Origin of the sequence: Kocuria atrinae C3-8, from assembly GCF_000286355.1 — a bacterium.
Lineage (GTDB): Bacteria > Actinomycetota > Actinomycetes > Actinomycetales > Micrococcaceae > Kocuria > Kocuria atrinae_A.
The window spans coordinates 1-25,679 of sequence record NZ_AJXN01000151.1 but is presented as its reverse complement, the minus strand read 5'-3'; the positions used below and the strand labels follow the sequence as shown (position 1 = coordinate 25,679).

Here is a 25,679-nt window from a genome sequence, read left to right as displayed (position 1 = left end):
CTGCTCGCCGCCGGCGGACACCGGCCGTGGCGCAAGACCCCTACCCATGCTCATCTGTGAAGGGCCACGTTACTCCCGATGGGACCGGCCAATATTTTCGCTCCAGGAGCAATGAAGACATTGTCGCCTATGACAGGGAATCCAGTGCCATTGACCCGGCCACCAATGGTTACCTGCTGACCGATAACGCAATTTTTTCCTATGACTGACTTGGGGTGAATTACCGCCCCTACCCCACCAATTCCCAGTCGAGTCCCTGTTCCAATCTGCGCCTCATATGGCACACGTGAATTATACTTGGACTGGATAAACCCCTGGATAAAACCTGCCTCACTAATCAAGCCAAGCTTGAACAGGTCGTGTGATATGCGATACAGATCAATTGCTGATATCTGGTTCATCTCCTGCGAAAGGACATCATGGGAGCCGGGGGTGCAATTATACTCTTGTGCCACAATATTTTCGTAAAATGTGGAATCCGTACCTTTAGGGGCCCATGTTGTACCTACGGGTAAGTGTGTCAAATCATAGACTGGCCAGCCCAGGACTGATGACTTTGTGCCAGTAAAATTTCTGGGCAGAATGAATCCTGCAACTTTTCGACGCCTATTACAGATCAACGCAGCAAGAACTGTCATCCGATTGACACCGAGAAAATATATCGGACTACTATCAGTTTGCCGTGGCCCGGAGGCCAAACCGTTCAATTTGATAGTGGGCGACGAGCTGATCACGGGATCCCCACCCGGATTCTTCCCGAAGACACGTACACGGTACTCACCGGGTTGTAGAACATTGAAGGTCCAATCCGCATCATGTGAGTACGGAATTTTCTGGACGACTTCGTGCGCTCGCATCAAGTAGCAAGCGTATAATTGCGCGTTTCCCTTGGCAATGACCCGCAGCTGGAACCAATCGCTCACCTTGGTATGAACGGAGTCAATCCTAGTATCAGACACTTTTTACCTACCCTTCGAGATTCGCACGCCACCGGAAAGTGCAGAAAGTCGGCCTTGACCAGTTGCAGCGAACACCTTGACCCTGTAGAGCCCCGCCGGCAGTGTACTGAACAGCATTCTATTTTCAGTCTGATAGTTGGACTTATAAACGACCTCTTGTCCCCTCAGTAGATGGAATGCATATTTGGCGCTGATGTGATCGCATTGTGCGATGAGGTCGTTGTTTGCGGTCTTATAGAAATCAACTGAAAACGTGTTCTTAGCACGTGCCACGCTACTCAGACCGTGCAAATCATCGTCGTCTAAGACTATAGGAGTATCTTCCGCGACGGCATTTTTCATCGCGCGTAAGATCCTTGAAACTGCAGCTCGCCTATGAATTCGAGATGGCGAAATGACAGTCCCGGCCTCCCCTTGAGGAACATGGAATTTCAAACTGTTCCTCGTCAGTGACGCGGAGCTTAAGTCGTCGTTTGAGGTATGAGTGGAAACTTGATCATGGGAAGATCGAATTCGTTCATCAGATTCGATAAAAGATTCCAAATATGCCGATTTCCCTTGATATTCTAGTAGATTCCAGTCTCCGTAATTGCGGCAGGTGATGTTCTTGCCCAAGTGCCAGGCGAGATGAGCTTCCTCGTGCTGAGATTCGTTCTGATCATAAATGAAGGCCACACCATCACTGGCGGTCAGGAGGATGGCGCGCCGACGACCGAAGGAAGAGGGCTGGGGCGTCGAAAGTACCAGGAAGATAAACCCGGCATGTTCTTCCCTACGCACTTCAACAAGGTAGTCGTATTGGGGGTCTGTTACTTCCCGCGGAAGAAGCAGGTTACGGTATTCCGGTTGTTCGACCATCGTCCTGCCGGGCCCCGGGCGATGATGGTATTTACCATCATCGTCAATCCAGTTGATGCCGCTGTGGCTGTAGGTGATCGATCCTAGAGTTTCTGGATTTTGCCATTCGGAATGCCGTTGGTGAATCAGTTCCTGGTATTCTCCAAACCTAAAAGTAATCCAGCCTTGATTGTCTACCAAGATGCCGATTTCCGGATATTGGGGAACGTGGTAAGCGCGGCGTGATTCGTGCTCCATGGCCAACTCGTGCAAGTAAGTGAGCTTCTTTTCCGCTTCTTCGATGCCTTGAACGGCAGCATCGGTTATTAGAAGTCGTCTCCGAATTCGCTGGAGATTCTGACGGCACTGCATGACGTGAGTTGCGTCAGGCGTCACATTACCAACTTGGTGGTGCGTAACCTCACGAAGAGCGCTTGCCAGAATCTCTCCAGCTTTACGCTCCACGTTGGAACTGGAGAAGGCCGCAGCGGCCACGAGCAGTGCTTCCCCTGCCAACCATTGTTCCTGTGCCGGGACTTGGTGAGTTAGATACGTTATGTGAACGTTGATTGCATCCAATAACCATCCTTGCGGTCCCACGATTGACAATCCACGAACAATTTCAGCCAATCGATCTCCTGGTCTGTCCCCGAGCCAGGGTGTCCCTTCCCCGGGCTCCAGTCGATTCAGGGATTCCAACCACACTGAGGCCAGCCACCACCAGGCCTGTAGAGCGTCATCATCACCCTCGGTTGCCTGTCGCCGCAGGGGTGCCAGCCACGTCAATGACTGGTACTCAGCTCGCCACAGCGGATCCTGAAAGGGATCCACTGACCAGTGGGGATGAACGGGTAACTCCCACGTGTGTCCCCTCAACGAAAGGCGACCGCTGATCAGTTCGAAAGCGACCTGCCGGTCGTCTTCGCGGCTATCGTCATCCAGGCGAATTTGCTGTAAGAGAGCTACGCGGTTGAAGGATTCACTCACGCGGCGTCAGACCTCCGCATCCAGGTCCGAGCGCTGGGCTTCGATGTCCGCGGAGATGTCTTCGGGCACTGGCTGCTCCTCACTCTCGCGGACTATCACGTAAAGAGGTGATTCCAAGTCGTTGGGGTCCTCGTGGGCCAACTGCACGTTGTAGATGGCGCACAGGTCGTCTAGGAGCGCGCGGCATTCCTGTTTATGCTCGGGCGACACGAATCTATTGAACTTCTGCACCAGCCAGCCATTGAAGAAAGGGTCCACCCGCAGGCGACAATAATCCTCGAACAGCCCGTCTCGATCCAGCCACTCCCTGCGGTAGCGCTCCATGGGAAGATACTTACGGTAGAAGCCCGGTCCCACGGTGTTGACCATGGAGTTGGACACCGCCCCGTAGTACACGTGGATCGGCAGTTTGACTGTGGCGATCCTCCGAGCGCCGTGGAGCATCTGCTGGAACGCGAGCGAATCCTGTCCCAGCGCGCCCAGCGGCTGGTGGAGACCGATTGACCGCAACCAAGCGGTGTCCGCCACCAGTGCTTGGATACTCATTGGCTGGAACTTGGTCAGCTCCATGACGTTATCGGGAACCATCCGTCCGCCCACAGGATCCTTGGGGAGCCGGCTGTTGAGCAAGGCGGCATTGTTTACGTCCTTGCGAGAAGAAGTCAGTTTCACCATATTACCGATCGCGAACTGGACCTTGAGTTCTTTCACCCGTTCCAGGAGCACTCGGTAGCCATCGTTGAGAGCTTCGTTGTCCGGGTCCAGGTAAGTGATGAACGGCGCTTTCGCGAGCTTTAGCCCCTCGTTGCGGGGGCGCGAGGCGCTACCCGACCCACCAGTCTCAAAGAAGTGCGCATGTACGTTCACGTACCGGTCGGCTAACTCACGCACCACCTGCGGCGTGTAGCCGTCCGTCGAGCCATCGTCGATCAATAGGATTTCCATGCGATCGAATATCGTGGATCGCTGAAGCGACCGGAAGCATTTGGAGACCAGGTGCTTCCCGTTGTTGTACACCGGCACTACTACGGACAGTTCGGGCGCGGCGGTGTCCTGCAGCTGGATGCTTTCCATGCCCTTTGGCCCGGCGCCAAACGGGCTCGTGCTATAGGCATTTCCGGCAACCTGGCCCGTCTCGAGCCAGCGACTCAATGCGTCATCGTCGGAGACTGTGCGAAGGGCACTTCGTGCGGCCGACGCAGCCTCTCGCACCAACTCATGGTCATCATTGGGGGTGACCACGCTATTTGTCTCGCTGCCGTTCTTGGTCGCGATGTCTACGTCCGCGTAGCGAAACACGTTAAGCAGGTCGCGCACGTGCACGCTGCTGTACTCATGGTCCTCGGCGATGGGCACCACAATGTCGTATTCAGCGCGACGCGCAGCGATCTCATCCGTGTTCAGGACATCAACCGGCGCGGTCTGATTTCCCGCCACGCGCCGGACGTGCTCCACATCGGTACCCGCCACCGGTACCAGAGCTGTGCGTTCCGAGGTAGCGGCAACCGGTGCCCCCACCGAATTAAGCAACTGCGCCATGCGCTGCCACGCGGTGTCGTGCTCCCATACGCGACGCAGGCCGTCGTTTTGCGCGCGGTAGAGAGTGTCTCCCCGCATTGCGTCCAATACGAACGGCACCTCCTCGGCCGAATCGATGAGTTGCACTTCGGGGTAGTTGTCGTTGACGGCCAACGAGTAGTTGGATACCACGAAGGAACCCATGGCCTGCAGCTCCACTACACGGTTTGCGTACATTGTGGGTGAACCACCCACGGAGTTGAGGTTCAACTGAACATCCAGCATGCGCTGGACCTTCATGAGGTCCTTGTGCTCAATCCCCGGGCCCACATGGTCCAGGTACTGCTGGGGGTACTGGTACTTCGAAATCCCTAAGGTGGAGTTACGATCCACGATCAATAGGTCACGACCGGAATCGATCACACCATCGAAGAGCATTCGACCGTGCTTCTGTCGGGTTGAATATTTGTGGGTGAGCCACGAACCGGCGAACATGATTTCCTGTCGACGTTCTCGTCGGGATCCCACTGGAGTATGCAGAAACGGGCTGACACCAAAGGTGATCGCTTCGATGTGCTCCACCTCAGGGCAGTCCTTGCGGTAGCTGGGAATCTTCTCCTGCGCCGAAGTGAAGATGACGTCCGCGCGCCGGGCTAGCGGCAGAAAGACCGAGTAGTTAGGCGGATCTTCCTTCGAGTAGAAGATCACCGGCACGCCGGCGGCCTTGAACTCGGGAATGACCTCGCGGATCACTCTGCCGTTGACGTTGGTGGTGCCGATCCAGTCCTGAAAGCGGCCCCTCCACGTGGAAGCCAGGATCAGGACGTCGGAGTTCCGTGCGACCTCGCGGAAGTTATCGCGCGTTACGTACATGATGGCCGCGGTGCCCTCGAACGTCTCATAGAGGAAAGTGTCCGCGATCATCGCCACGCGAGCCGGGTGCGGCGTCAGAGCGCGCGTTCCTGCGTGATCGGGCAACGACCGGGATGCCAACACCAGTTCCTGCACGTGCTCCGCGCGACCGTTGTTTGACAGGATTTCGGTGTACTGATCGGAGTCAACATTCGGGGCTAGACGGTCACCATGGCCTTGTCCCAGGTGCGTCTTGAACGACTGCGAGCGGTACCACCGGATACCCTCCACCGCTGTTTCTTTCTTCAGCTCAAGCTGTTGGATCCGCTCACGGACCTTGGCACTACGGAGCTTGACCTGTTGCTTATTCAGCGTCATGACCGGACCACCTTTCGTGCGCGCCACACCTGACGCTGGACCTTGCCGAGTTTGGAGTTGCGGGTTCGTTCGAGATCCGATTCGAGCTTGCTAATCCGCTCCGTCAGCTGTTCCTCTCGCTCCATGAGTTGCCGCCGCTCGGTTTCAAGCCACCAGATCTTCTTGATGAGCTTGTTCTCCACAGACTTGAGCAGCTTGTCTCTGGATTCGAGGTTCTTGAAGAAGGTAAGTTCCTTCTCGTAACTCTTGGCCAACTCCTTACTGAGCGCGTGGATTTCGCGAGCTTGGGTCACCAAGAGTTCACTGACACTTCCGGGGCATTCCGGTCGGTCGAGGAGTCCTGGGGGGCGGCGTCGTTCAAACGTCTACTCCTTGCGTCTGGCGGGTGAGTGTCTGGTCGAGCCGAGCGAAAACTTGGGACTCGTCAAAGTTGCGCGCCACGAAGTGAGCAGCACTCGAATTGAATTTCGATCGGGCGTCCCCGTCCTCGGACAGGTGCAGAACTCGCTGGGCGATTTCTTCCGGAGAGGAAACCAACCAGTCTCGGGGATAGATGAGGTCAGCACCGGGCCAATCCAGAGCCACGGGGGAACCTCCGGAAGCCGCGACGTCCGGTAGCGTCAGGTGGAAAGACTCATGGTCACTTACGGAAATGCCGTAACCCACACCTCGGTACCACTCGGCCATGTCATCACCGTGCGGATCGAACTGCACGACTTCGCGCCCGAGTTGTTCGTTGAGTGCGTCGATGCGGTCGTAACATTTGCCGTACCAAGCCATTTCGTCCGGGCGCTGGTGCATCCATGGGTAGTCCTCCGGACGCTTGCCCTTGATCCGTAGAGTGAATTCTGGGTCACTCCGTGTCAATACCTCAATCACAGTGACAGCTCGGTCCATGCGCTTGAGTTGGGGCACCATGCCCACGAACCCCACGGTCTTAGTCGCGCTCTCTAGCTTGGGCCGTGCCAAAGCATTTCCGTGGACGATGTTCGGGATCACCGCCGTCTTGGAGCCTGGCACGCCGTGACTCGCGATGGCTGCCTTGCGCATTAGCTCGCTCACAAAAATGTACTGGTCGACTGCCCGATGGCGTATTTTGCGCAAGTAGGGGCCGCGCAGCTCCTGAGCGTGTACGCGGACCACCAGGCGCTGAGATTCCCCGATGTTCTTCGAGTACCAGATGGCATTGCCCAGACCCCATTCGCAGAACACCGTGTTCGCCTGAGCCAGGAGTTCCTTGGAGCGGGCCTCGTCGTGCTGCCCGTGTCCCCTCCACTGGTCGACAAGCACATTCGTCCCCTGGGACCGCAGGTGCTCAATCCAGGAGTCTGCGAACTTGAGATCGTGGCCAGCAACCAGCACTGTACCCAGATCGGACAAATTATCCGACAACCCAGCGGGCTGTAGTGCGCGCGATGGAACGTCGGCTGTGGGGACAGTCATCGTCAGGGTGGAGGGAACTGCCTGGGCCAGAACATCTGAAACCGATGCCCCGTTCAGGAGATGCCTAGCTACCAGCCCGGAGGTGGAGGCAACGTTTTCCCCGGGGTTCGCGAATCGGCGCGCATCGGTTCCCGGCTGGAACGATGAAGCAATGAGCTTCTCCCAGTCACCCCAGCGGGTGGTCTGCAACAAGTCCTCGACCCACGTCCGAGAGGGATGCTCCGGGAACGAACCCCAGAAATCGATGTCGCTGGGGATCTCGTCCGAGGCGCTCAGCACCCGAATACCGTTCGATTCAAGCTTCGCGCGAGCAACTTCCACATCACCAATGAGGCGCACCACAGTCGCGGGTAAGGACTGCCGGAGCACGTCGTCGACCTGCTGCGGCGCCACGTCCGCGCCCCATGAGGGTAACGAGAGTCCCGACACAGCCAGGCCTGCAGTGCGGGCCAGTACTATCAGAGCTGTGTCGACCGTGTGTGACCGCAGCACGGTGCGCAGCTGGAGCCAAACCTCGGACAGTCGTTCGCGCGGGTCTTTGGTCCAAGCGGACAACAATGCGTTGGAGTAGTAGATGTTGTTTGTGCACGGGATAGCACCGTCGAATGTCTCGGCCACGCCGCGACTCCAGCCGGAAATGACCGCACCTCCGCACGCCGCGATTTCGACCACTCGGCGAGAGAACATGCTGGGGGAATAGGCCACTGAATTCACGTTGAGGCTGGCTGCATGTGCGCGATAACTGTCGATTACCTGGTCATAGGGCAAGGCACCGCGCACCGACGATTGGAACTCGGCGGGGAACTGGTAAGGGGAATCGGCAAGGGCCAGCTGTCGGTCATAGATCGCTAGACCGTATGGCTTGGCCACCCGCAACAGATCAGCAAGTTGCTTGGATCGGGCAGCATAGCGCTCCCCGTAGAACGTCCCAGCATAGGCCACGGTGTTCTCCAGGGGTCTCGCCCCCGGCAGTGGATTGTGGATAGCCGGCTGTGCGTAGAACGGCAACGAGGACGCGGTATATGACCTGCCTCGGCTGATGCTGCGCGCCTGGGACAGATATTCGGGAATCATGTCCGCGTCCGTGGTGAACACGTGATCGCACAACGCGCCAGTTTTGCGGAAACGGTTAATGTGGACCGGATCTTCCTTGTTCCAAAAGACCGTGGGCACCCCAGCGTCCTGGCAACGGGTCAAGAGATCACGTAAGGTCTGGTGTTCCTCGTCCGAGTAGTAGCCCACTTTACGGTGCCAGTCCCCCTCGTTGCCGCTCCACGCGGACTCAATGAAGACCAGGTCCAGTTGCTCGGTGCCGATCTGCTCTGCGTATGTCTCCACGCCCAAGGGCACGATAGTTGCGGATCGTCGCAGCGTCTCCGTCGTGAACTGGTCGGCGATCAAGCCAATCCGGAGCTCAGTCACTGGCCGGGAAGGAACTGCGTTCTTGCGATGTTCCTCGGTGGCGGCCGCGTATGCGATGCGCACGACGCTTCCCAGCTCAGTCCACTGTCTCTCGTCCACGGCCCAGAGCCGTCCCGCCTGGCCCATAGCCACACGTTTCTCAGGGTTCTGGATGAGCTCCTGCAATGCGTTGGCGAGGGACTTCGGGCTGCCTGCCTGACTCAGAATACCCCGCGGTCCCTCTGTCTGATTCTCTTCAGCGCCAACAAGAACACGATGCGGGGACACGTCCGAGAGAACCACGGGCTTGGAAGCTGCAAACGCCTCCAGCGGTTTGAGAGGAGAGACCATCTCCGTGACGGGCAGGCTCAAGCGCGGGCAGGCCACAATGTCGAAACAACTCATCAGTCGCGGAATCTCTTCGGACGGCAGCCTGCCCGTGAACTTGACTAGGCCCTTGAGCCCGTTGCGGGTCTGGTAGGTCTTGAGTTCGTCGTAGACTCCCCCGGCCCCCGCAATGACGACCTGGAAGTCCACCTTGCGTCCTCGGAGAATATTGGCAGCTTGAAGCAGCGAATAAAGACCTTCGTAGCCCACGAAAGAACCAGCGAAACCGATCACAGGTGTGTCGGTGCGGATACCGCGCTTCTTCGCATATTCTTCGTCGCGCGGAAGCGGCAAGAAAGTGTTGATGTCTACGCCGTTGGGCAATAGGGAAATGCGCTCTGCCGGGACCCCTCGTCGTACCAGTTCGTCCTTGGTCTCCTGAGTGATGGCCAGGACGGCGTCAGCTTCCTTAGCTACGAATGACTCGAGGAATGCCTGATTCCTATAGCGTTCGGTGGCCTCCCAGCCCTCCTTGGCGGAGGCCTCGGTCACCTCCCACAGTCCACGGACTTCGTAGACGAAGGGGATGCCAAGTCGACGCGCCGCGATTAGCGCAGGCAGCGCATTGATGTAGTTGGACGCAGCATGAATCACCGATGGGCGAGATAGCTTTGCCTGACGTACCACAGCATCTGCGGCTACGTTGACGTACTCGTGCGGGCCCTGCGCGGTGACGTCTCCCTCGGGTAAGTGAACCCAATCCACTCCGTGCGCGTGACCACGTGGCGGCGTGGGCGAGGCTTGTCCGAGGCGGTGACTGTGTCCCAGGGGTAACCGGCGCGTGCCAGCACAGCAACGTCCACACCCGTGGACTTGAGCCCCGCCACGACCCCCTCAGTGCGCATGCTGTAGCCATTGGAGTGGAAGATGGGCGTGGAATACGCGCAGTATAGAACTCGCTTTATTTCCGGGACGTAAGCGGCGCCTTGTACGCGCACCGGCAGAAGCTTCGGAAGCTGATCCCGCAGAGTCAATGTTCCTGTGATTCGGCGGACCAGTTCCTGCTGCTTGCCCGTTAGCGTATTGACCAGGTCCGGGTTCTCCTCGATCAACCGAGCGGTTCGGTCGATCTCACCCTCGCGGTACCACAGTCGGTTGAGACAACCTCCGAGCAGGGCCGGGCTGGGCGCATGCTCGAAGGCCGTCAGCAGCTCCCGGGTGTCCATTTGCCCGATCGGCTTGACTGGTTCCGTCGCAGTTTGGTCTACGAGCTTGTTAGTCTCGGATTCAGCCGATGTATCGGGGGCACCCGTGCTCGCTGGCACTTTGTTCGAGCCGTCCGAATTTTCTTGATCGCCGAATTCGTTCAAGACGTCAGGGATGCGTGAGAGCTGCTCAGCCGCAACGGAGTCCAAAGGGCCCAGCTCACTAGGAATCCCTGTATTTTCCGTCTGGCTAGTTGCCTCCGCTTCTGCTTCCGCCTCCGTCAAAACGGGTGTCAGCGCCTCCGTCGTCACCTTTTGATGCGTCTCTGCTTCGCGGTACTCCGCCACGATCTCGGCGAGCTTGCGATTCTCCTCAGCGAGAGCCTTTTGCTGACGCGTGAGGGTGACCAATTTCGAGTTCTGTGCTTTGGCCTTTGCTTGCAGGTCACGCACTGACGCGTTCGCACGTTCCAGAGCATCGAAAGTAGCTCGTGGTTCTCTCGCCACTTGGGCGTACACGAGTTCTTTGAGATGACGCGGATCGCGCCGTTCATCGGGATGCATCGGGGGTGCTCCTGGTGGGGGGGTCGCTCAACGGTTCGGGGTAACCGTGGTCTAGCTCAAGGTTGTAACGGGTTACGGCGGTGGGCAGACCCCACCGCCGTGCGGAGAATCACCGCCAGAGACCCTTGGTGTCCACTACAGTTTTTCCCTTGAGTGCTGTGGCGGGAATAGTCTTGAACTCATCGTGATCCACGAGCAGCAGAACGACATCCGCGCGTTCGATGGCATCCGCATATTCTGCGAACTCCACATTGGACATGCTCTGCAGTGCCTTGGGCAACTCGCTGACGTTGGGCTCGACAGCCAACACAGTCGCGTGGTCAACATGCTCGGCCAAATCCTTGGTGATGTTGAGTGCCGGTGACTCGCGAAGGTCATCGATGTTGGGCTTGAATGCCAGACCCAGAGCCGCGATCACCGGAGAGTCGATGTTCTTAACAGCTTCGTCGACCTTGTTGATAACCCACTTGGGCTTGCCGTCGTTGACCTCACGAGCCGTACGAATGATGTTGGAGTTCTCGCGGTCAGAAGAGACGATGAACCAGGGATCCACGGCGATGCAGTGACCACCCACGCCGGGGCCCGGCTGCAGGATGTTGACACGGGGGTGATGGTTAGCCAGCTCGATGAGCTCCCACACGTCGATTCCCAGGTTGTCAGAGATCAACGAAAGCTCATTGGCAAATGCGATGTTCACATCGCGGAAGGAGTTCTCGGTGAGCTTGGCCATCTCCGCAGTCACATCGTCCGTCGCGAGCAATTCGCCCTCACAGAACGAGGCGTACACCTCGGTTGCGCGGCGAGCGGCCTCGGGAGTGCGACCGCCGATAATGCGGTCATTGCTAATGAGCTCTTCCATCGCCTTACCAGGAAGGATGCGCTCGGGGCAGTAAGCAAAGTGGATCACGGGCTTGCCGTCTGCACCGTCGACGGAGAGATCCGGGCGCAGTTCCAGGATCTTGTCCGCAAGTTTCTGTGTTGTCTTGGGCGGGGAGGTCGATTCGAGGATGACCACTTCGTCGCCTCGCAGCTGAGGAGCAATCGACTCTGCTGCGGACATGATGTACGACAGGTCGCCTTCGTAGTTGTCCTTGAAGGGGGTGGGAACCGCAATGACGAACGCGTTGCCCTGCTGCATCTCGGTGGAGGCGGTGAGCTGACCACTATCGACAGCCTTCTTGAGCTGTTCTTCCAACCCGGGTTCAACGATGGTGACTTCGCCACGCTGGATGCGCTCTACGGCGGAGGCATTGACGTCAACGCCGTGAACACGCATTCCATGATTGGCCATGACCACGGCGGTGGGAAGACCGATGTATCCGAGTCCGACAAAAACAACTTCCAAGGATTTACTCATTACCTCACCTTACTGAGACGACTACGACTGACCACACGGCAATATATGCCCGGTCAGGTGTTTCTTGGGTCGAAAGCCTTTGGCCCACCGAAATTATACTGTCACATGCAACGAATTGTCCCCGAACATGACCACGTCTCCGGTTGAGAGAACGCCCGCATCCGAAACTTGCCACGTGTGCCCATCGGAGCCACGACGTTGCACGAAATTAAAACGATCAGCCGAGTAAATCGAGAAGCCTGCTTCTACTACTGCAGCCAAGAATGATGAATCTTCTCCGGCATTTCGGCGCTGGAATGGAATCTGATCAAAGACACGGCGATATCCGGTGATCGTGGGGCCCATGACGAAGTCCGTGAAGCGGTGTTCTCGGTGGCCAAACCGATGAAGTGTCGCGTTCTGGGACTCCACGTACATGTAGTGGGCCTGTTTCCCGACCATATCCGCGCCGGAGTACACCAGGCGTCGAGCAGATCTGCGAGATACCGCGGAGCGTAAAAATCGTCGTCGTCCATCTTGGCTAGAATTTCACCCGTGGACGCCTCAACCGCAAGATTTAGACATTCTCCGAGTGTCAACTCGGAGCCTGCCGCGATGGTCGTGACACGGTCAATGCCACTGGTGGCGATCGCGTCCTGTATATGGTCGGCACTCGGATCGAATCCATGAGCCACCATTACAACGTCCAGGTCGACATTCTCCTGTGTCGCGAACCCTTGGAGAGCAGAGGCGACCCTATGGGGGCGGTTGGTGCACAACAAGATCGAAACCGTCGGCCGTGTTCGTGGACGAACCTTCTCAGGCAGAACTCGTTGGAGAATTTGCTCTACGCGATGACCGTACGTGTGCTTGTTCCACACTTCTCGCTGCGCGCGGTGGACCATACGATCGGCAAGTTCAGGACTACGCACGAGAGCGCGGACGACGTCTGCGGCGTGCTCTCGATCCCCCACAACTGCCAACTGATCCTCGGTGAAATACTCACGAATGGCTCGAGACGGAGTGCTGACAACAGGCGTGCCACTCGCGGTGATCTCGAAAATTCGTCGCGCGCACATGGACGGTGAATCAATCACCGAATTCACGTTCAAGAAAACTCGGTACGCCTTGTAAGCGGTCAGCATCTGGTCGTAGGTCAGAGACCCGACCACCCGCTGGTCCAGCGGTGCCGGGAACTGGTATCGATCGTCATCGCCCAGGTAACGAGAGAAGATCTCGAGGCCCGTCTGCAGTTTGGGGCTCACATCATCTGCACCGCCCAGAAGCAGATCCATTTGCTCCCGGCGCTCAGGGAACTTGTGCGCGAAGTACATGCCGCCAAATGCGACGTCGCGCTCGTGAAAGCCGTTCCGGGGACGCGAGGGGTTGTGAACTGCGGGTTGAGCGGCGAACGGCAAAACAGAAACATGGTCGTGCCCGAGGTCCCGGTGGTAGTCGGGGATCTTGTTCACATCGGTGGTGAAGACGTGGTCGAAAAGTCTCGCGCACTCCAAGAAGTCCTCATAGTGTGGCGGGTCTTCCTTGTTCCAGAACACCGTGGGAATGCCCTGCTCCCTACAGTGGGTGGCCAATTCCTTGATGGAGTCCTTGACCCCGCTCGTCCCGGTGAGCTGGTACTGCCAGTCATCACCGTTACCGTGCCAGGCCGACTCTACAAACAAGAGATTCACGGGTTGCGCCGCCAGTTCAGACTTCCACCCGTCACGCGACAACGCGATCTGGTTCCATTCATACTGGAAGGCCCGCGCGGAAAAGTCGTCAAGTATCACAGCGACCGTGAGGTCGGAACGAACTGGCGCTCGATCGGGCCATTCCTGGGGCGTGAAACTGATGGTCTTGCGAAGGCCTTCAACGGCTCCTGCGGACGGCCCGGCTGGTAGCGACGCCCGCCTGCGATACTTGCGCCACTGCGACACTCCCCCGTTCCGGAAGTGCCAGATTTCGGTCCTGAGGTTTCGTTGCGATCGTCTGGGGGTCACCATTGCACCTCGCGGAGTTCGGTTCTGACGAAGTCGGATTGAAGCTGCTCTTTGCGGGCCCGCGCGGCGAAATTGTTACCCGCCGCGAGGTCCTTCATGAACGCCTCGTACTCTGCGGTCACGGTCTTCGGGTCACCGTCCATCAAGAGGTCACCTTGGTCCAGCCAGACGACCCTGGTGCACATGTCCCTGATTTCGGACATGGAGTGAGACACGAACATGACGCAGCCGGCCTGCTCCCGAATTTCTGCCATGCGTTTCTGACCGCGTTCACGGAACTGGGCGTCACCGGTTGAGAGCGCCTCATCAAGGATCAAAATATGCGGATCCGTGGCCGTTGCCACGGCAAACCGCAGCCGGGCAGCCATACCGGATGAATATGCCTTCATCGGCCAGTGAATCGCGTTCCCCAGGGCTGCCACTTCAACAAGGTCAGGCAAAATCTCATCCACCCGGTCCGGGTGCATTCCTTGTGCCAAACATCCCAGGCGTATGTTCTTTTCACCGGACAGCGCCGGCACCAGAGACACATTGACCCCAAGCTTCACCGGCGTATCCACGGAATACACACGCCCAATTGTGGGATTCATTTGTCCGGCCACGATGTTCATCAGGGTCGACTTGCCCGAACCGTTCCGACCAATGAAGCCCACGAACTCACCCTGGTGTATTGCGAGAGTGATATCCGTGAGGGCCTGATTCTTGACAACGGGTGGCCGACCCAGAGCTTTCCGCGCCCATCGAACAGGAGCCGCGACCGGAACTTCTTCCCCGCCGCCGGTGGAGGTCACGTTGTAGACCATGGTCACGTTGTCGATGACCACGGCCGGATTGCGTGGCGCTCGTCCATGCCGGCCCGCGGCTGCCTCGGACTGCGCATGACGGTTAACGCTCATCGGCATAGCTCTCTTCGTTGAGCCAGAACACGAGAATGCCTGCGATCGCCAGAACCAAGCTTGCGCTTATGAGGACAGCCCATGAGGCCCAGCCAGGCACGGTTCCATCCATGATGAGTTCTCGAGAGATCGATAGCACCTGGTACAGCGGGTTGAAGTGGAAAATGGCCAGGACCCGCGGGTCTTCGATGAAGCGTGAGGGGTCATAGAAAATCCCAGACGAGTACATCCACAAGCGCATGAAGAACGACAGGAGATTGGCCACGTCGGGCACCTTGTTCACGGCAGGAGCCAGCAACATGCCCAATCCCCAGTTGAACAGGGTTTGCAGCAGGAACACGGGAATGACCAAGAGCCAGGTCCAAGTTGGAGTTTCGTGGGGCGGAATGACCATGACCATCACGATCATCGCGAGTAGCGCGTAGACCTGGGTCATCGCGTCTTTCATCACAATGGACAACGTGAGCGCCGCACGCGGAAACATGAATCCACGGACCAGAGCTTTACCCGAATACATCGATTTAGAGACAGCCACCACGGAGCGGCTGCTGTATTGGAACATGATCAGGCCGATCAACAGGAAGGCCAGGAAATTGTCGATTCCTCGACCAGTTCTTAGGAGCAGACCAAAGACCACAAAGAAGGTTAGTCCCAGCAAAATGGGATTGAGAACGATCCAAACCTTGCCCAAGAACGTGTGATCCTGGCTGACGGCCAAGCGCACCTTGGCGTCATACATGATGAAGTGCCGCGAACCCCACAGATCACGCAAGTACTCGCCCAACGGCGGTCGGGCACCAACTGCCTGAAGCCGCTCGGGGTTAAACGGCTCAACTCTGGCGCTCACGCGTCTCCTCGGGGGTCAGGATGCGGTCGTTCTGGGGCGCGGGGGTTCGCCCAGTCATTTCACCGTACCGCGTCACGGTCTCTTTCGCGGTCACCGCCCACGTGCGATTTTCCAGCGCCCACTCCCGGCCTGCCCTGGCAAGCCTTTCGCGGGTCTGCGGGTCACGTGCCAACTCGAGCAACGCCGCGGCCAACGTTTCCGGATCATCCGGCGGGGTCAGCAATCCGGTCACACCGTGGTCAATCACTTCACGCAAAGCGGGCAGGTCGCTAGCTACCACCGCTGTCCGGGAGGCCAGTGCCTCCACCGGTTTCAGCGGCGTCACCGCGCGGGTCACGGTGCGATCCTTACGCGGTACTACGAACACGTCGAGTGACCTGAAGTACTCAACCGCTTCGGATCGATCAACTCGTCCACAAAATTTCAGATGGTCTTGAATTCCCAGGTCGGAGACCAGTTGTTGCAGTCCCGGGCGGGCCACACCGTCCCCCACGATCACCGCGAGAATGGACGGCACGCTCTTGCGGGCAATGTCCACCGCACGCACTAGATCGTCCAGGCCTTCGTAGTCGACCACCGAGGTCACGGTCCCCACCAGGAATCTCTCGAGCGGCAGCCCGGTACGACGCCGCGCGCTTGCCTTCTCCCCCGGCTCGTCCGTGAACTGCCGCCCACGCCATTGGGAGCCAGGCGCACGGACAATGACGAGTTTCCGGCGATCTCTCGGACCCGATCGGCCATGTGTGTTCCGAGCGTGACAACATCGTGAGCAGATTGAAGCGCCTGCGCCTCGCGCGCTTGGAACCGGTCATAGCGAGTGGACTGTAGCGCCTCCGGTGACCTGGTGGACGCCCACGTATCCGCCAGCAGTCCACGCACTTCATAGGTCCACGGAATACACAGGGCCTCCGCCACAGCTCGCACAGCTAGCGCGTTCACGTAGTGCGTGGTGGTGTGCAGAAGGGAGGGACGCACCTCGAGAGCCAAGCGGAGTAAAGCTTCAGCGTGCTGTTGCACGCGCCCGGTCGCAGTGGGCGCCAGGTTGAGCGGCAGGATCCGGTGATACGGAATTCCGTCCACCACGTCCGTGCCGCGGGCCAGTATCTTGCCCACCTGCACCGGGTAGCCGGGGCGGGTCACCGCGTGAACGGCCCAACCCTCGTCCTTGATGGCGCTCAATAGCGAGTGTGTGCGCTGCGCGTAGCCGCTGGCGGTGTGGGGCAAGGAGTTGGTCACGGCGTACAGCACTGTGTTCGGCCGAGGTTCGTAGGTTCCCACCGCGGGTAGTTCGGGCTCAAAGAAACCCAGCAGATCCCGTTCCGCGGACAACCGCTTCAACAATGACCGTTCTCCGCGGGTGGCAGTACCAGCCGAGCGGGCAGTCTCAAGAACGCCCACGGCGCCATCCACGTCACCGTGGTGCCAGTTCACTCGTGCCCGGGTCGCGGAAGCACCCCGGGTTGACGCGGGTAACTTGGAGAGCAATGACTCGGTAAGGGCCACCTCCCCCATGGTCAGGGACACTTCCGCACACCGGCGACGACTGGAAGGACTCGCAGTCCCAGCAGCCGAACGCAAGGTGGTGGCAGCGGCGTCGTCTTTACCCAGGATGTGCAGACCGGTCCCGCGTGCGGCTGGCAAGCTGTCGGCGGGTAAACGGGACAGCCCCGCAGCGATAGGTCGAACACGCGGGCCGCAGTCGACGCGAAACCTGCAAGCAGAACACCACGGGGTCATCAGTCACATGGTGAGCGACCGTGGACGCAGTGATCCACGCGTTGGTTGCTAGCTCGCGGGCGCGTCGCGCCAGGGGTTTCTGCATCACGCGTTTCTCCGGAACTGCCGCGATTGCCGGGCCACCTTTACGGCGGCGCGGCCCACGCGAGCAATGCGTTGAGAAACCGACTGCTGGGGCTGGGATTGGTGCTCACGAATGGTCTGACGCAACAAGTCACCGTAGCGGCGGGACAGATCTGTGTAGTCGGCGTGGGACTTGACCCATTCGCGTCCTGTGCCCGCGGGCCGCAAGCGTGACCGATCAGCGGCCAACTCGCGCCATAACCGGGCGATGTCCTGCGGCTTGCATTCCACAATGTCGCCTTCGCCGGCCTCCGCGATCACGTTGGCCGCTTCACCGCGCACGATGCCCGTGATGTGCCGGCCCACTGCCAGAACCTCGTACGTCTTGGACGGGATGGTGTCCTCGAAAGACTTCCAATCATCACGCAGGGAAATCACCAGAGAATCGGCCTCCTGGTACCGGGCGAAGACCGCCTCACGATACTCGGGGGGCAAGAATCGGACGTTGACGCCGAGCTCCATGGCCAGGCGACGCAGAGCCGGTTTCTGGCTACCGTGCCCCACCAGGGTAAGCCGCATATCGTCGCCCACCAGCGCGGCGGCGCGGATGAGGACATCCAGGGCCTGGGACTCCCCGTGGTTGCCCAAGTAGAGCACCTCGAGCCGGTCACGGTCTGCCGCCGGTGCTTCCAAGCGAGGGGTGCGATCCATTTGAATCCCATTACGCACCGTCACCACGTCCGCGACACCGCGTTCTCGCAACGTGCGTTCAAAGCCCTCGGTCACCGTGACCACCAGGTCCGCACGATTCTGCACGTACTCCACGGCGCAGTTGATCACCGATTTGGATCCACCGCGCACTAGGGACGCGTCCTCGGCCAAATTGGGCCACGCGTCACGCATCTCGACAATCAACGGCAATCCCTTGAAACGGGCCACCAACAGCGCCGAACCCAACAGCGGCAACGACGGCGCCGTGACCACCACCGCGTCCTGACGGCCCGTCGCGATGCCCCGCAGCACCGATCCCGCCGCACCAACCAGCTGATTGGCCAGCTTGAAAACCCGATTGTCCCCCAGGAACAGGTGGGGCACCCGATAAATCTTCTCGCCCAAGAAGCCCGGTTGCGCCCGCCAGGCGCGCCCCTTGGTCTCCGAGGAGTAATCCGGGCCGGGCCCGTAGTGGGCCACCGGAGCCACAACAGACACCAACCATCCCTGATCGCGCATATTGCGGATCAGCGACATCCAGCGGCGCTGGGGTGGCGAATGCTCCGGCCAGTAGGAACTGGTCAGAAGGAGCAGACGTACGTCTTTTTCAGGGGGCTGCATGGGCCTCTCGCGGGGTCAAGAGGAAGGGGGACGGGGGACATCGGTTCGGCTGGGTGGGCTGAACCGCGGGGGTCGGGTTACGTGGAGGTTATTGATCTCCTGCGGGCAGGTTGGATACGTACTCACCCAGCGTGCCTTCGGAAATGGCCGTGCCGATCTCCTGCATGGCCTGGGTATCGGCAACCACGATCGACTGACCGTCGGCCGACGTTCCGGTGCCCTGGGTGGGAACCGTGAACATGTGGATGTCGCTGTTACTCAGTCCCACCAGTTTAGGGGCCTGTCGAACGATCCAGTTAGCGGTCAGCCCGTCACTCACGGTCAGGTAGGGGGAAATCTGCTTGACCACTTCGTTGATCTTGACCGGATTGGTCAGTGTCTGGGAGCTGACCAGCTTGTTGATCATGGCCTGCAGGTAGGCGCGCTGATTGCGCACACGCTGGTAATCGCCGTCCTGGAACGAGTAGCGCTCACGAACGAAGGTCAGTGCGGTAGCACCGTCCATTTCCTGCGGACCCTGCTGGAAGGTCTGGCCCTGGTCGTTGGTGAAGCCCACGGGAACGTTGACCGTCACGCCGCCCAGTGCGTCCGTGAGGCCTTCGAAGCCGGCGAAGTCCACCTGAGCCACTTCATCCACGCGGGTACCGAAGTGTTCCTCGACCGTCTGCACCATGAGCGGCATGCCGCCGTGGTCGAGGGCCGCGTTGATCTTGGCCTCGCCCACGCCGGGAATGTCCACCCAGGTGTCACGCATGATGGACATGATGTACATCTCGCCACCGTCATCGGGGATGTGCAGCAGCATGATGGAGTCCGCACGGGAACCAGTCACCGTGGGGTCCTCGCCCTCGGGGCGCTTATCCGAGCCCAGCAGCATGACCGTGGTTCCGGCGTCCTCCGCGGAGCCCTTTTCGGGACGTTCAGATTCGGCCGGGAACGCCGATTCAATGGGGTTGGAGCCTCGGTCGAAGTTGCGACCCAGGTTCCACACGAACAAACCGGCCACCACGGCGACCGTCAGAACCAGTGCCAGGAACACCAGAAGAATGTTGCGGCCGGTGTGCTTCTTACGGGGCCTGCGCTCTTCTTCTTGGTAGTCGAAGTCATTCAGGGACATATGGGCGCTCCGAGGTGTGGGGGTTGTTCGGTCGTGCTGTGCCCGCCCCGGTCAGGCAGTTACTTTCGCACATCTTACGGTACGCGGTTGATCCATTCCGGCGTCGCGAATTTAGACTGCACCAATTCACGTGCTGCCGTCAGTTCGTCAGCGGATATTTCGCCCGGTACCGCGTCGTATCGTTCGGTGAATGAACTGCTGAGTGTGGAGATGACATCCGCGCGGGTCATGCCGGTTTGCCGGCGCAACGGGTCCACGCGTTTCTTGGCCGAACGGTTGCCTTTGTCGGACAGTTTTTCCTTGCCGATTCTCAGCACGTCGGTCATCTTGTCCGCGTCGATGTCGTAGCTCATGGTCACGTGGTGCACCATGCCGCCGTTGGAGAACCGCTTCTGCGCCGCTCCCCCGATCTTGCCGTGCTGCGTGGCGATGTCATTGAGCGGCACGTAGTGCGCATCCAACCCCATGGATTGGAAGGCCTGCATGACCCACGCGTCCAAGAACGGATAGGAATCGGCGAAGCTCAGTCCATCCACCAACGACTGCGGTACGTACAGCGAGTACGTGATGCAGTTGCCGGCCTCCATGAACATGGCCCCGCCTCCGGACACGCGACGCGCCACCTCGATCCCGTGCCGCTCCGCACCGTCCGGGTCCACCTCGTTGCGCACCGATTGGAACGAACCGATCACCACGGCGGGGTCTTCCCAGTCCCACAGCCGCAGGGTGGGGTTGCGCCGACCGGCACCCACTTCGCGAGCGAGCACCTCATCCAGGGCAAGGTTCTCGAGCGTGGTCCGCACCTGCGGGGCAATCACCTCCCACGTGTGATCGCCCCAGCCGGTGGCCTTGGCCAGCGCGCGTCGCACCGCGATCGCGACCGCGCGGGCGTCGAAACCGAACAGCACGGCGTCGGCGGGAAGGGCCGCCTCGATGGCCGCGACCATCTCATCCGGGGCCGCAGATTCGGCCAGCCCGTTCAGCGCGGCGTTGATGTCATCGAGTGCCTCGTCCGGCTCCAGGAAGAAGTCGCCGTTGATCGACACGTCCGCCAGGTGTCCGTCAACAACCGACAGGTCAGCGACCACTAATTTGCCGCCCATCACCTTGTATTCGCCGTGTCTGCGGGTGCTGGTCATTGGCTCTCCTTGGGGCTCGGGGACGGCTGCGTCTTCTTCAGGGTAAGCACAGTGGTGGACCCGGCCGGTAATGTCACGTCGACAGTTTTGCTGCCGGCCTTCACCCCACCCACGCGTGGCCGCTCCCCCGCGGGCGTGATCGGCAGGCCGTAGCCATCCACGCTGGCAGCGTTACTGGGCGCCGGTTGCAGGGCCCGTTCCACGCTCAGCGCCACGTCCGGGTCCGCTGGGTAGTCGGGCGCCGACGACGCCGCCTCGCCACTTGCACTCGGGGCTCCCGTTGCACCTGAACTGGGGTTGGGGCTGTTGCTTGCGTTCGAGTGGTCCTCGAAGAGGCTCGCGACCGGGTATTCGGAGGTCCACGAGGGACCTCGCAGCTGTGACTGTGTTGCGTAGTCCACCGCGAACGGAAGGTTGACGGACGTGGTGCGGTCCTTGCTGCTGGCGGGATTGCGGTAGTCGGTGAGCACCACGGACACGGTGTCGTTGCCGTGCTCCACGGCAAAGCTCGTGAGGTTGTCCGTGGAGGTCGACGTTTCCACCATGTTGCCCTGCGGAATGCTGGCGATCAGCGCCAAGGCCAGTCCATTAGCGCGTACGGAAAAGGATTCCCCCGGATTGGCCAGGGTTCCGTCCGAGCACAGCACGGACATGGGGGCACCACCCTTGCAGGGTGCCAAAGACGAATGGGCAGCCACCCGCTCCACGCCGAGGTCCTGGACCCGCATGGAGTACTCCGCTTGGTGCACCGCGGCGACCAGTGTTTCCGTGATCTCGTTGGAACCGGAGCAGGCCGACAGGGACGTTTCCGTAATCCACAACGGCAACTCGTGCTCGTCCGCATCCTCCGCCGCCTGGCTGACCAGCCGGTCCACGTTCTCCCTGGTTTCCGGGTCCACCGCGTTCTCCACGGTGGGGATCTGATGCTCCCACTGACTACCGCACTCGGAGAGCGGATACTGGTGAACCGCCATGGCCATGGATCCGGTACCCGGTGCCTCCGCGGCCGCATTCCACCAGTCAGCCGAATATGCGCCGGGGGCCACGATGCGAAGATTCGGCACGCGCTCATGAATGGCCTTGGAGTAGGCCGTCAGCTGCTTGGCGTAGGTCTCCTGATCCCAGTCCTCGCTCTTGATCGTGAGGTCGTTGTCCCTACCCTGGTAGAAACCATTGGGCTCGTTGCCCACCATGATGCCCACCAACCGGTCCCCAAAGGCGTCCTTGGCGTGACGGGCCAGCTCCCCCGCACGATCAGGGTGGTAGCGAGCCAGGTTGGCGCTGATGATCACCGACGTCTCGGTGCGTTCGGTCAGCTTGGCCACTCGTTTCAGATCATCCGGGGTGACCTTGGTGATCTCCTCCCCCTCGTTGAGGGGCCAATCCTTCGGAATCGGTTCATCGGACGCGGTGAAGAAGAAGCGGCGATCCGTGGAATTACCACCGAAGCGCAACGTGGGTTCATGGAGTGAATCGAGGATGGTCACCAGGTCTGCGTTGTTCGCGTTCAAACGCTCGTCCGCCAGATCCGTGGACTCCAGCGAGAGCCCCACCGAGCCGTGCCGGTAGTCCTCCCCCGGCTTGCCGTCCCGCAGCGTGACGGTTGCGTCCGCACCCGCGGCGCTCGCCGAGCTACCCGGATAGGTCTCCGGCAGATCACGCGCTTGTGCCACCTTGGCGGGATCCACAGAGTGCAGCGCGGCGTTACGGGCCACACCTGAGATCGGTCCGGTGGGTTCGGGTTCCGGCGCGGGAGTTTGTTCGGCCTGGTCGGAACAGGCCGTGAGCAACAACAAAGCGGTGCCCAGGAAGGCGACCGAGCGGCGTCGTCGGCTGGAGAAGGACACGGGGGCGGGGGGATGAGCGGGGGCGGCAACCACGCGTCCATCCTAGCCAGGGAAAATCGACCCGGCGCGGACCGCGGGTGTACACTGGCCGATTGGTGCTTGGAGCGTTCGCGCCCAAAAACACCGACTATCCGAGCAACGCCGTGCCTGGCAAAATCCAGGCACCTACAGAAGGTTGACACCATGAAGGCTGAAATTCACCCGGATTACCACCCGGTGCTGTTCCGTGACCTCGCTTCCGGCAAGGTCATCCTGACTCGTTCCACCGCTACCTCCTCCAAGACGGAGACCTGGGAAGACGGCAACGAGTACCCCATCATCGAGGTTGAAATCTCCTCCGAGTCCCACCCGTTCTACACGGGCAAGCAGCGCATCATGGACTCCGCCGGTCGCGTGGAGCGCTTCAACCAGCGTTTCAAGAACTTCGGCAAGTCCTCCAGCTAATTCTGGGACTTCCACCAACACCCGGTTCGGACCTTTCCGAACCGGGTGTCGTGCTGTCCGGGACATTTCGAGTTGCTCGTTCCCACGTCAGGGTGGGGTCAAATACCAGCCAATCCTGAATATTTGCTTTGGAATACTTATGATGGACGCATCCCCTCCATTTCCCGGGTGCGTCACTGACTGAGTTCCCCCACTCACGCCCGGGCCGCCGAAAGGTCCCCCGCCCTATGACGGTACGTTCATCGCGCCTGCGCACGCTGTTCTGCCCCTGGCAGTAACCGCGGCGCTGGCGTTCTCCGCTCAGCCCGCGCTCGCAGCGCCCGCAGCTCCCTCGGGTGGCCCGGATTCCCCGGCCACCACCTCGACCAATGAGCCGCCCAAGGAAACCGATCGCGTGATCGTGAAGTTCCGCGAACCGGCCGCCGATCAGACCACCAAGGACGAGGTGGTTGAATCCGCAGCGGATGAGGCCCTCGCCGCCGAGCCGGGCACCACCCCGGAGGTCACCGAGCACGTCAAGACCACCGTGGCCGACGCGGACGTGGTGCGCCTGGACCGCGAGCTCGATGAATCTGAGCAGGACAAGGTGGTGGACGAGCTCCGCGCCGACCCCGCCGTTGAGTACGCCGAACCGGACCGCTTGGCAGCAGCCAGCTGGATGCCCAACGACGTGTACATGCCGTACCAGTGGGCCAACAACAAGGCCACCGGCCTGGACTTCCCTGCGGCTTGGGATATCTCGCGTGGAAACGGCCAGACCATCGGCATTTTGGACACCGGCATCACCTCGCACCCTGATCTGAACTCCAAGGTGGTGTCGGGACGCGATTTCATCACCTCCACCGCCCTGTCCGTGGACGGTAACGGCCGCGATGCGAATCCTCGAGACGAGGGCGACTGGTCCACCGCCGGACAGTGTGGCAAGGGAACCCCCGCCCGCAATTCGTCCTGGCACGGCACGCACGTGGCCGGCCTCGCTGCAGCGGCCACCAACAACAACCGCACGGGCATCGCCGGCGCCGCCCCCGGTGCCAAGATCCAGCCCGTCCGCGTGCTCGGCAACTGCACCTTCGGTTGGGTTTCAGACATCGCCGACGCCGTGTCCTGGGCTTCCGGGGCAACCGTTGCCGGTCAGCCCCGCAACCCCAATCCCTCTACCGTGATCAACATGTCCCTCAACTACCCGGGACAGTGCGGTAACACGCTGCAGGCGGCCATCAACACCGCTGTGAGCCGCAAGGTCCCCGTGGTAGTGGCTGCGGGTAACAGTGGAGTCAACGCCGTCAACACCGCACCCGCCAACTGTGGCAACACCATTGTGGTGGGTGCCGCCGGCCCCAAGGGTGTCCCGGCCTCATACTCGAACATCGGTGCAGTCGTAGATGTCCTGGCTCCCGGCGGAACCGCGCGGGACCCGCTGCTGTCCACGATGAACACCGGTGCCCGCGGTCAGGCTGTGGCCAGCTACGGCAACCAGTACGGCACCTCCATGGCCGCACCGCTGGTCGCCGGCACCGTGCCCTCATGAAGCAGGCCAACCCCGGCCTGACCCCCGCGCGCATCGAGCAGGTACTTAAGTCCACCTCAACGGGTCGGCTGGGCTCCTTGCAAATCAATCCGGTCGCGGCGGTTCGCTCCGTTGCCCAGACCGGCCAGGTGGCCACCACGTACACCACCAAGGGCGCTATTGGGTCCAAGTGGCGCGCACCGGTGGCGCCGGCAAGTGGGGCAACCCGATCATGAACGAAGCCAACGCGGCCAACGGTGGCCGCTACCAGGAGTTCGTGAAGTCCGGCCGCAAGACCACTATCTACTGGCACACCCGCACCGGCGCACGCATCGTGGAGAACCCCACTGCGATCGGCCGCGCGTTCCTCTCCCACGGTCGTGAACGCGGCTATGGCTTCCCCTCCACCGATGAGCGACGCGCCACCGGCGGTGCATACCAGGTATTCGTGAACGGCAACAAGATCAACAAGGTGCTTTGGACCTCGCGCACCGGCGCCCACGCCGTTCAGGAAAACGGCGGCATCGGTCAGGCGTGGATGCGCGCGGACTACGAACGCGGTTGGGGCTGCCCCACCACCGGTGAATACCGCTCCGGCAACGAAGTCCGCCAGAAGTACTCCAAGGGCGTCACCGCCCACTGGACCTCATCGCGCGGAGTGTGGATCACTCGGTAGCGTATAACCCGTTCTGATCGAGTCTCTACGGGTGCGCGATCACCACCAATATGCAGGGGCGTTCCCACCCGGGAACGGCCCTGTGTCGTGTGGGTACTTATGGGATCATCGGTTCGATGCGTTGAAAGGTGACTCCTCTTTAGGATTCCCCCGGGCGATTCCTCACAAGCCCCTCCTCGTCCTGACATCTGAGGCAGAGCTTCGCAACGGTGAACATTTAGGCAAGAAGTACGTCGAGATTCGGCTGGTTTCCCCCATTGTCAGACT

20 protein-coding genes are annotated in these 25,679 nt (G+C 60.3%); 5 read left to right on the top strand and 15 right to left on the bottom strand.

What is annotated here, in order from left to right; all coding sequences use genetic code 11:
- The coding region (locus YO9_RS18995; protein WP_223286645.1) for a hypothetical protein at positions 1 to 209 on the top strand (209 nt) is incomplete at its 5' end.
- Between the two features lie 753 nt (positions 210 to 962).
- On the opposite strand, the gene YO9_RS18985 is transcribed toward YO9_RS18995, so the two are convergent.
- The 15 genes from YO9_RS18985 to YO9_RS0114505 form a co-directional block, all read right to left on the bottom strand.
- Positions 963 to 2,783: a hypothetical protein gene (locus YO9_RS18985; RefSeq protein WP_223286642.1), complete on the bottom strand. Its 1,821-nt coding sequence runs from the start codon at positions 2,781 to 2,783 to the stop codon at positions 963 to 965.
- A 6-nt stretch (positions 2,784 to 2,789) separates the two neighbouring features.
- A complete protein-coding gene (locus YO9_RS0114565; RefSeq protein WP_016998152.1) occupies positions 2,790 to 5,531 on the bottom strand; it encodes a glycosyltransferase in 2,742 nt (913 codons plus the stop codon).
- A complete protein-coding gene (locus YO9_RS0114560) occupies positions 5,528 to 5,824 on the bottom strand; it encodes a hypothetical protein (RefSeq protein WP_223286641.1) in 297 nt (98 codons plus the stop codon). Before YO9_RS0114560 ends, YO9_RS0114565 begins: the two co-directional genes overlap by 4 nt.
- A gap of 64 nt (positions 5,825 to 5,888) precedes the next feature.
- Positions 5,889 to 9,467, bottom strand: coding sequence for a glycosyltransferase (locus YO9_RS0114555; RefSeq protein ID WP_223286640.1), 3,579 nt, complete (start codon positions 9,465 to 9,467; stop codon positions 5,889 to 5,891).
- Entirely contained in the window at positions 9,401 to 10,471 is a 1,071-nt protein-coding gene (locus tag YO9_RS0114550) for a hypothetical protein (RefSeq protein WP_223286639.1), read from the bottom strand. Before YO9_RS0114550 ends, YO9_RS0114555 begins: the two co-directional genes overlap by 67 nt.
- 109 nt (positions 10,472 to 10,580) lie before the next feature.
- Positions 10,581 to 11,828: a UDP-N-acetyl-D-mannosamine dehydrogenase gene (wecC, locus tag YO9_RS0114545; RefSeq protein WP_031273406.1), complete on the bottom strand. Its 1,248-nt coding sequence runs from the start codon at positions 11,826 to 11,828 to the stop codon at positions 10,581 to 10,583.
- A gap of 248 nt (positions 11,829 to 12,076) precedes the next feature.
- On the bottom strand, positions 12,077 to 13,498 hold the full coding sequence (locus YO9_RS0114540; RefSeq protein ID WP_317259846.1) for a glycosyltransferase family protein: 1,422 nt from the start codon (positions 13,496 to 13,498) through the stop codon (positions 12,077 to 12,079).
- Between the two features lie 305 nt (positions 13,499 to 13,803).
- Positions 13,804 to 14,610: an ABC transporter ATP-binding protein gene (locus YO9_RS0114535; protein WP_223286644.1), complete on the bottom strand. Its 807-nt coding sequence runs from the start codon at positions 14,608 to 14,610 to the stop codon at positions 13,804 to 13,806.
- A gap of 82 nt (positions 14,611 to 14,692) precedes the next feature.
- Positions 14,693 to 15,550, bottom strand: a complete 858-nt coding sequence (locus tag YO9_RS0114530; protein WP_223286638.1) for an ABC transporter permease — start codon at positions 15,548 to 15,550, stop codon at positions 14,693 to 14,695.
- Complete coding sequence (locus YO9_RS18980; protein WP_262925711.1) at positions 15,534 to 16,136, bottom strand: glycosyltransferase; 603 nt, start codon at positions 16,134 to 16,136, stop codon at positions 15,534 to 15,536. The genes YO9_RS0114530 and YO9_RS18980 overlap by 17 nt, the downstream gene beginning before the upstream one ends.
- Positions 16,133 to 17,191, bottom strand: coding sequence for a glycosyltransferase (locus YO9_RS18975; protein WP_223286637.1), 1,059 nt, complete (start codon positions 17,189 to 17,191; stop codon positions 16,133 to 16,135). The genes YO9_RS18980 and YO9_RS18975 overlap by 4 nt, the downstream gene beginning before the upstream one ends.
- A gap of 180 nt (positions 17,192 to 17,371) precedes the next feature.
- On the bottom strand, positions 17,372 to 18,682 hold the full coding sequence (locus YO9_RS0114520; RefSeq protein ID WP_223286636.1) for a glycosyltransferase family 4 protein: 1,311 nt from the start codon (positions 18,680 to 18,682) through the stop codon (positions 17,372 to 17,374).
- 88 nt (positions 18,683 to 18,770) lie between these two features.
- Positions 18,771 to 19,799 carry an LCP family protein gene (locus tag YO9_RS0114515; protein WP_016998144.1) on the bottom strand — a complete coding sequence of 343 codons (1,029 nt, stop codon included), beginning with the start codon at positions 19,797 to 19,799 and terminating at the stop codon, positions 18,771 to 18,773.
- A 74-nt stretch (positions 19,800 to 19,873) separates the two neighbouring features.
- On the bottom strand, positions 19,874 to 20,938 hold the full coding sequence (locus YO9_RS0114510) for a lipoate-protein ligase LplAB (RefSeq protein WP_016998143.1): 1,065 nt from the start codon (positions 20,936 to 20,938) through the stop codon (positions 19,874 to 19,876).
- Positions 20,935 to 22,818, bottom strand: coding sequence for a cellulase family glycosylhydrolase (locus YO9_RS0114505; RefSeq protein ID WP_016998142.1), 1,884 nt, complete (start codon positions 22,816 to 22,818; stop codon positions 20,935 to 20,937). The genes YO9_RS0114510 and YO9_RS0114505 overlap by 4 nt, the downstream gene beginning before the upstream one ends.
- A gap of 150 nt (positions 22,819 to 22,968) precedes the next feature.
- Between YO9_RS0114505 and YO9_RS0114500 the strand changes: the two genes are divergently transcribed.
- The 4 genes from YO9_RS0114500 to YO9_RS0114490 all read left to right on the top strand — a co-directional run bounded on the left by YO9_RS0114500 (position 22,969) and on the right by YO9_RS0114490 (position 25,412).
- Positions 22,969 to 23,229, top strand: a complete 261-nt coding sequence (locus YO9_RS0114500; RefSeq protein WP_016998141.1) for a type B 50S ribosomal protein L31 — start codon at positions 22,969 to 22,971, stop codon at positions 23,227 to 23,229.
- A gap of 394 nt (positions 23,230 to 23,623) precedes the next feature.
- Entirely contained in the window at positions 23,624 to 24,757 is a 1,134-nt protein-coding gene (locus YO9_RS0114495) for a S8 family serine peptidase (protein ID WP_016998140.1), read from the top strand.
- Positions 24,754 to 24,972, top strand: a complete 219-nt coding sequence (locus tag YO9_RS18970; RefSeq protein WP_016998139.1) for a hypothetical protein — start codon at positions 24,754 to 24,756, stop codon at positions 24,970 to 24,972. Before YO9_RS0114495 ends, YO9_RS18970 begins: the two co-directional genes overlap by 4 nt.
- A complete protein-coding gene (locus tag YO9_RS0114490; RefSeq protein ID WP_223286635.1) occupies positions 24,969 to 25,412 on the top strand; it encodes an LGFP repeat-containing protein in 444 nt (147 codons plus the stop codon). Before YO9_RS18970 ends, YO9_RS0114490 begins: the two co-directional genes overlap by 4 nt.
- Positions 25,413 to 25,679 lie beyond the last annotated feature (267 nt).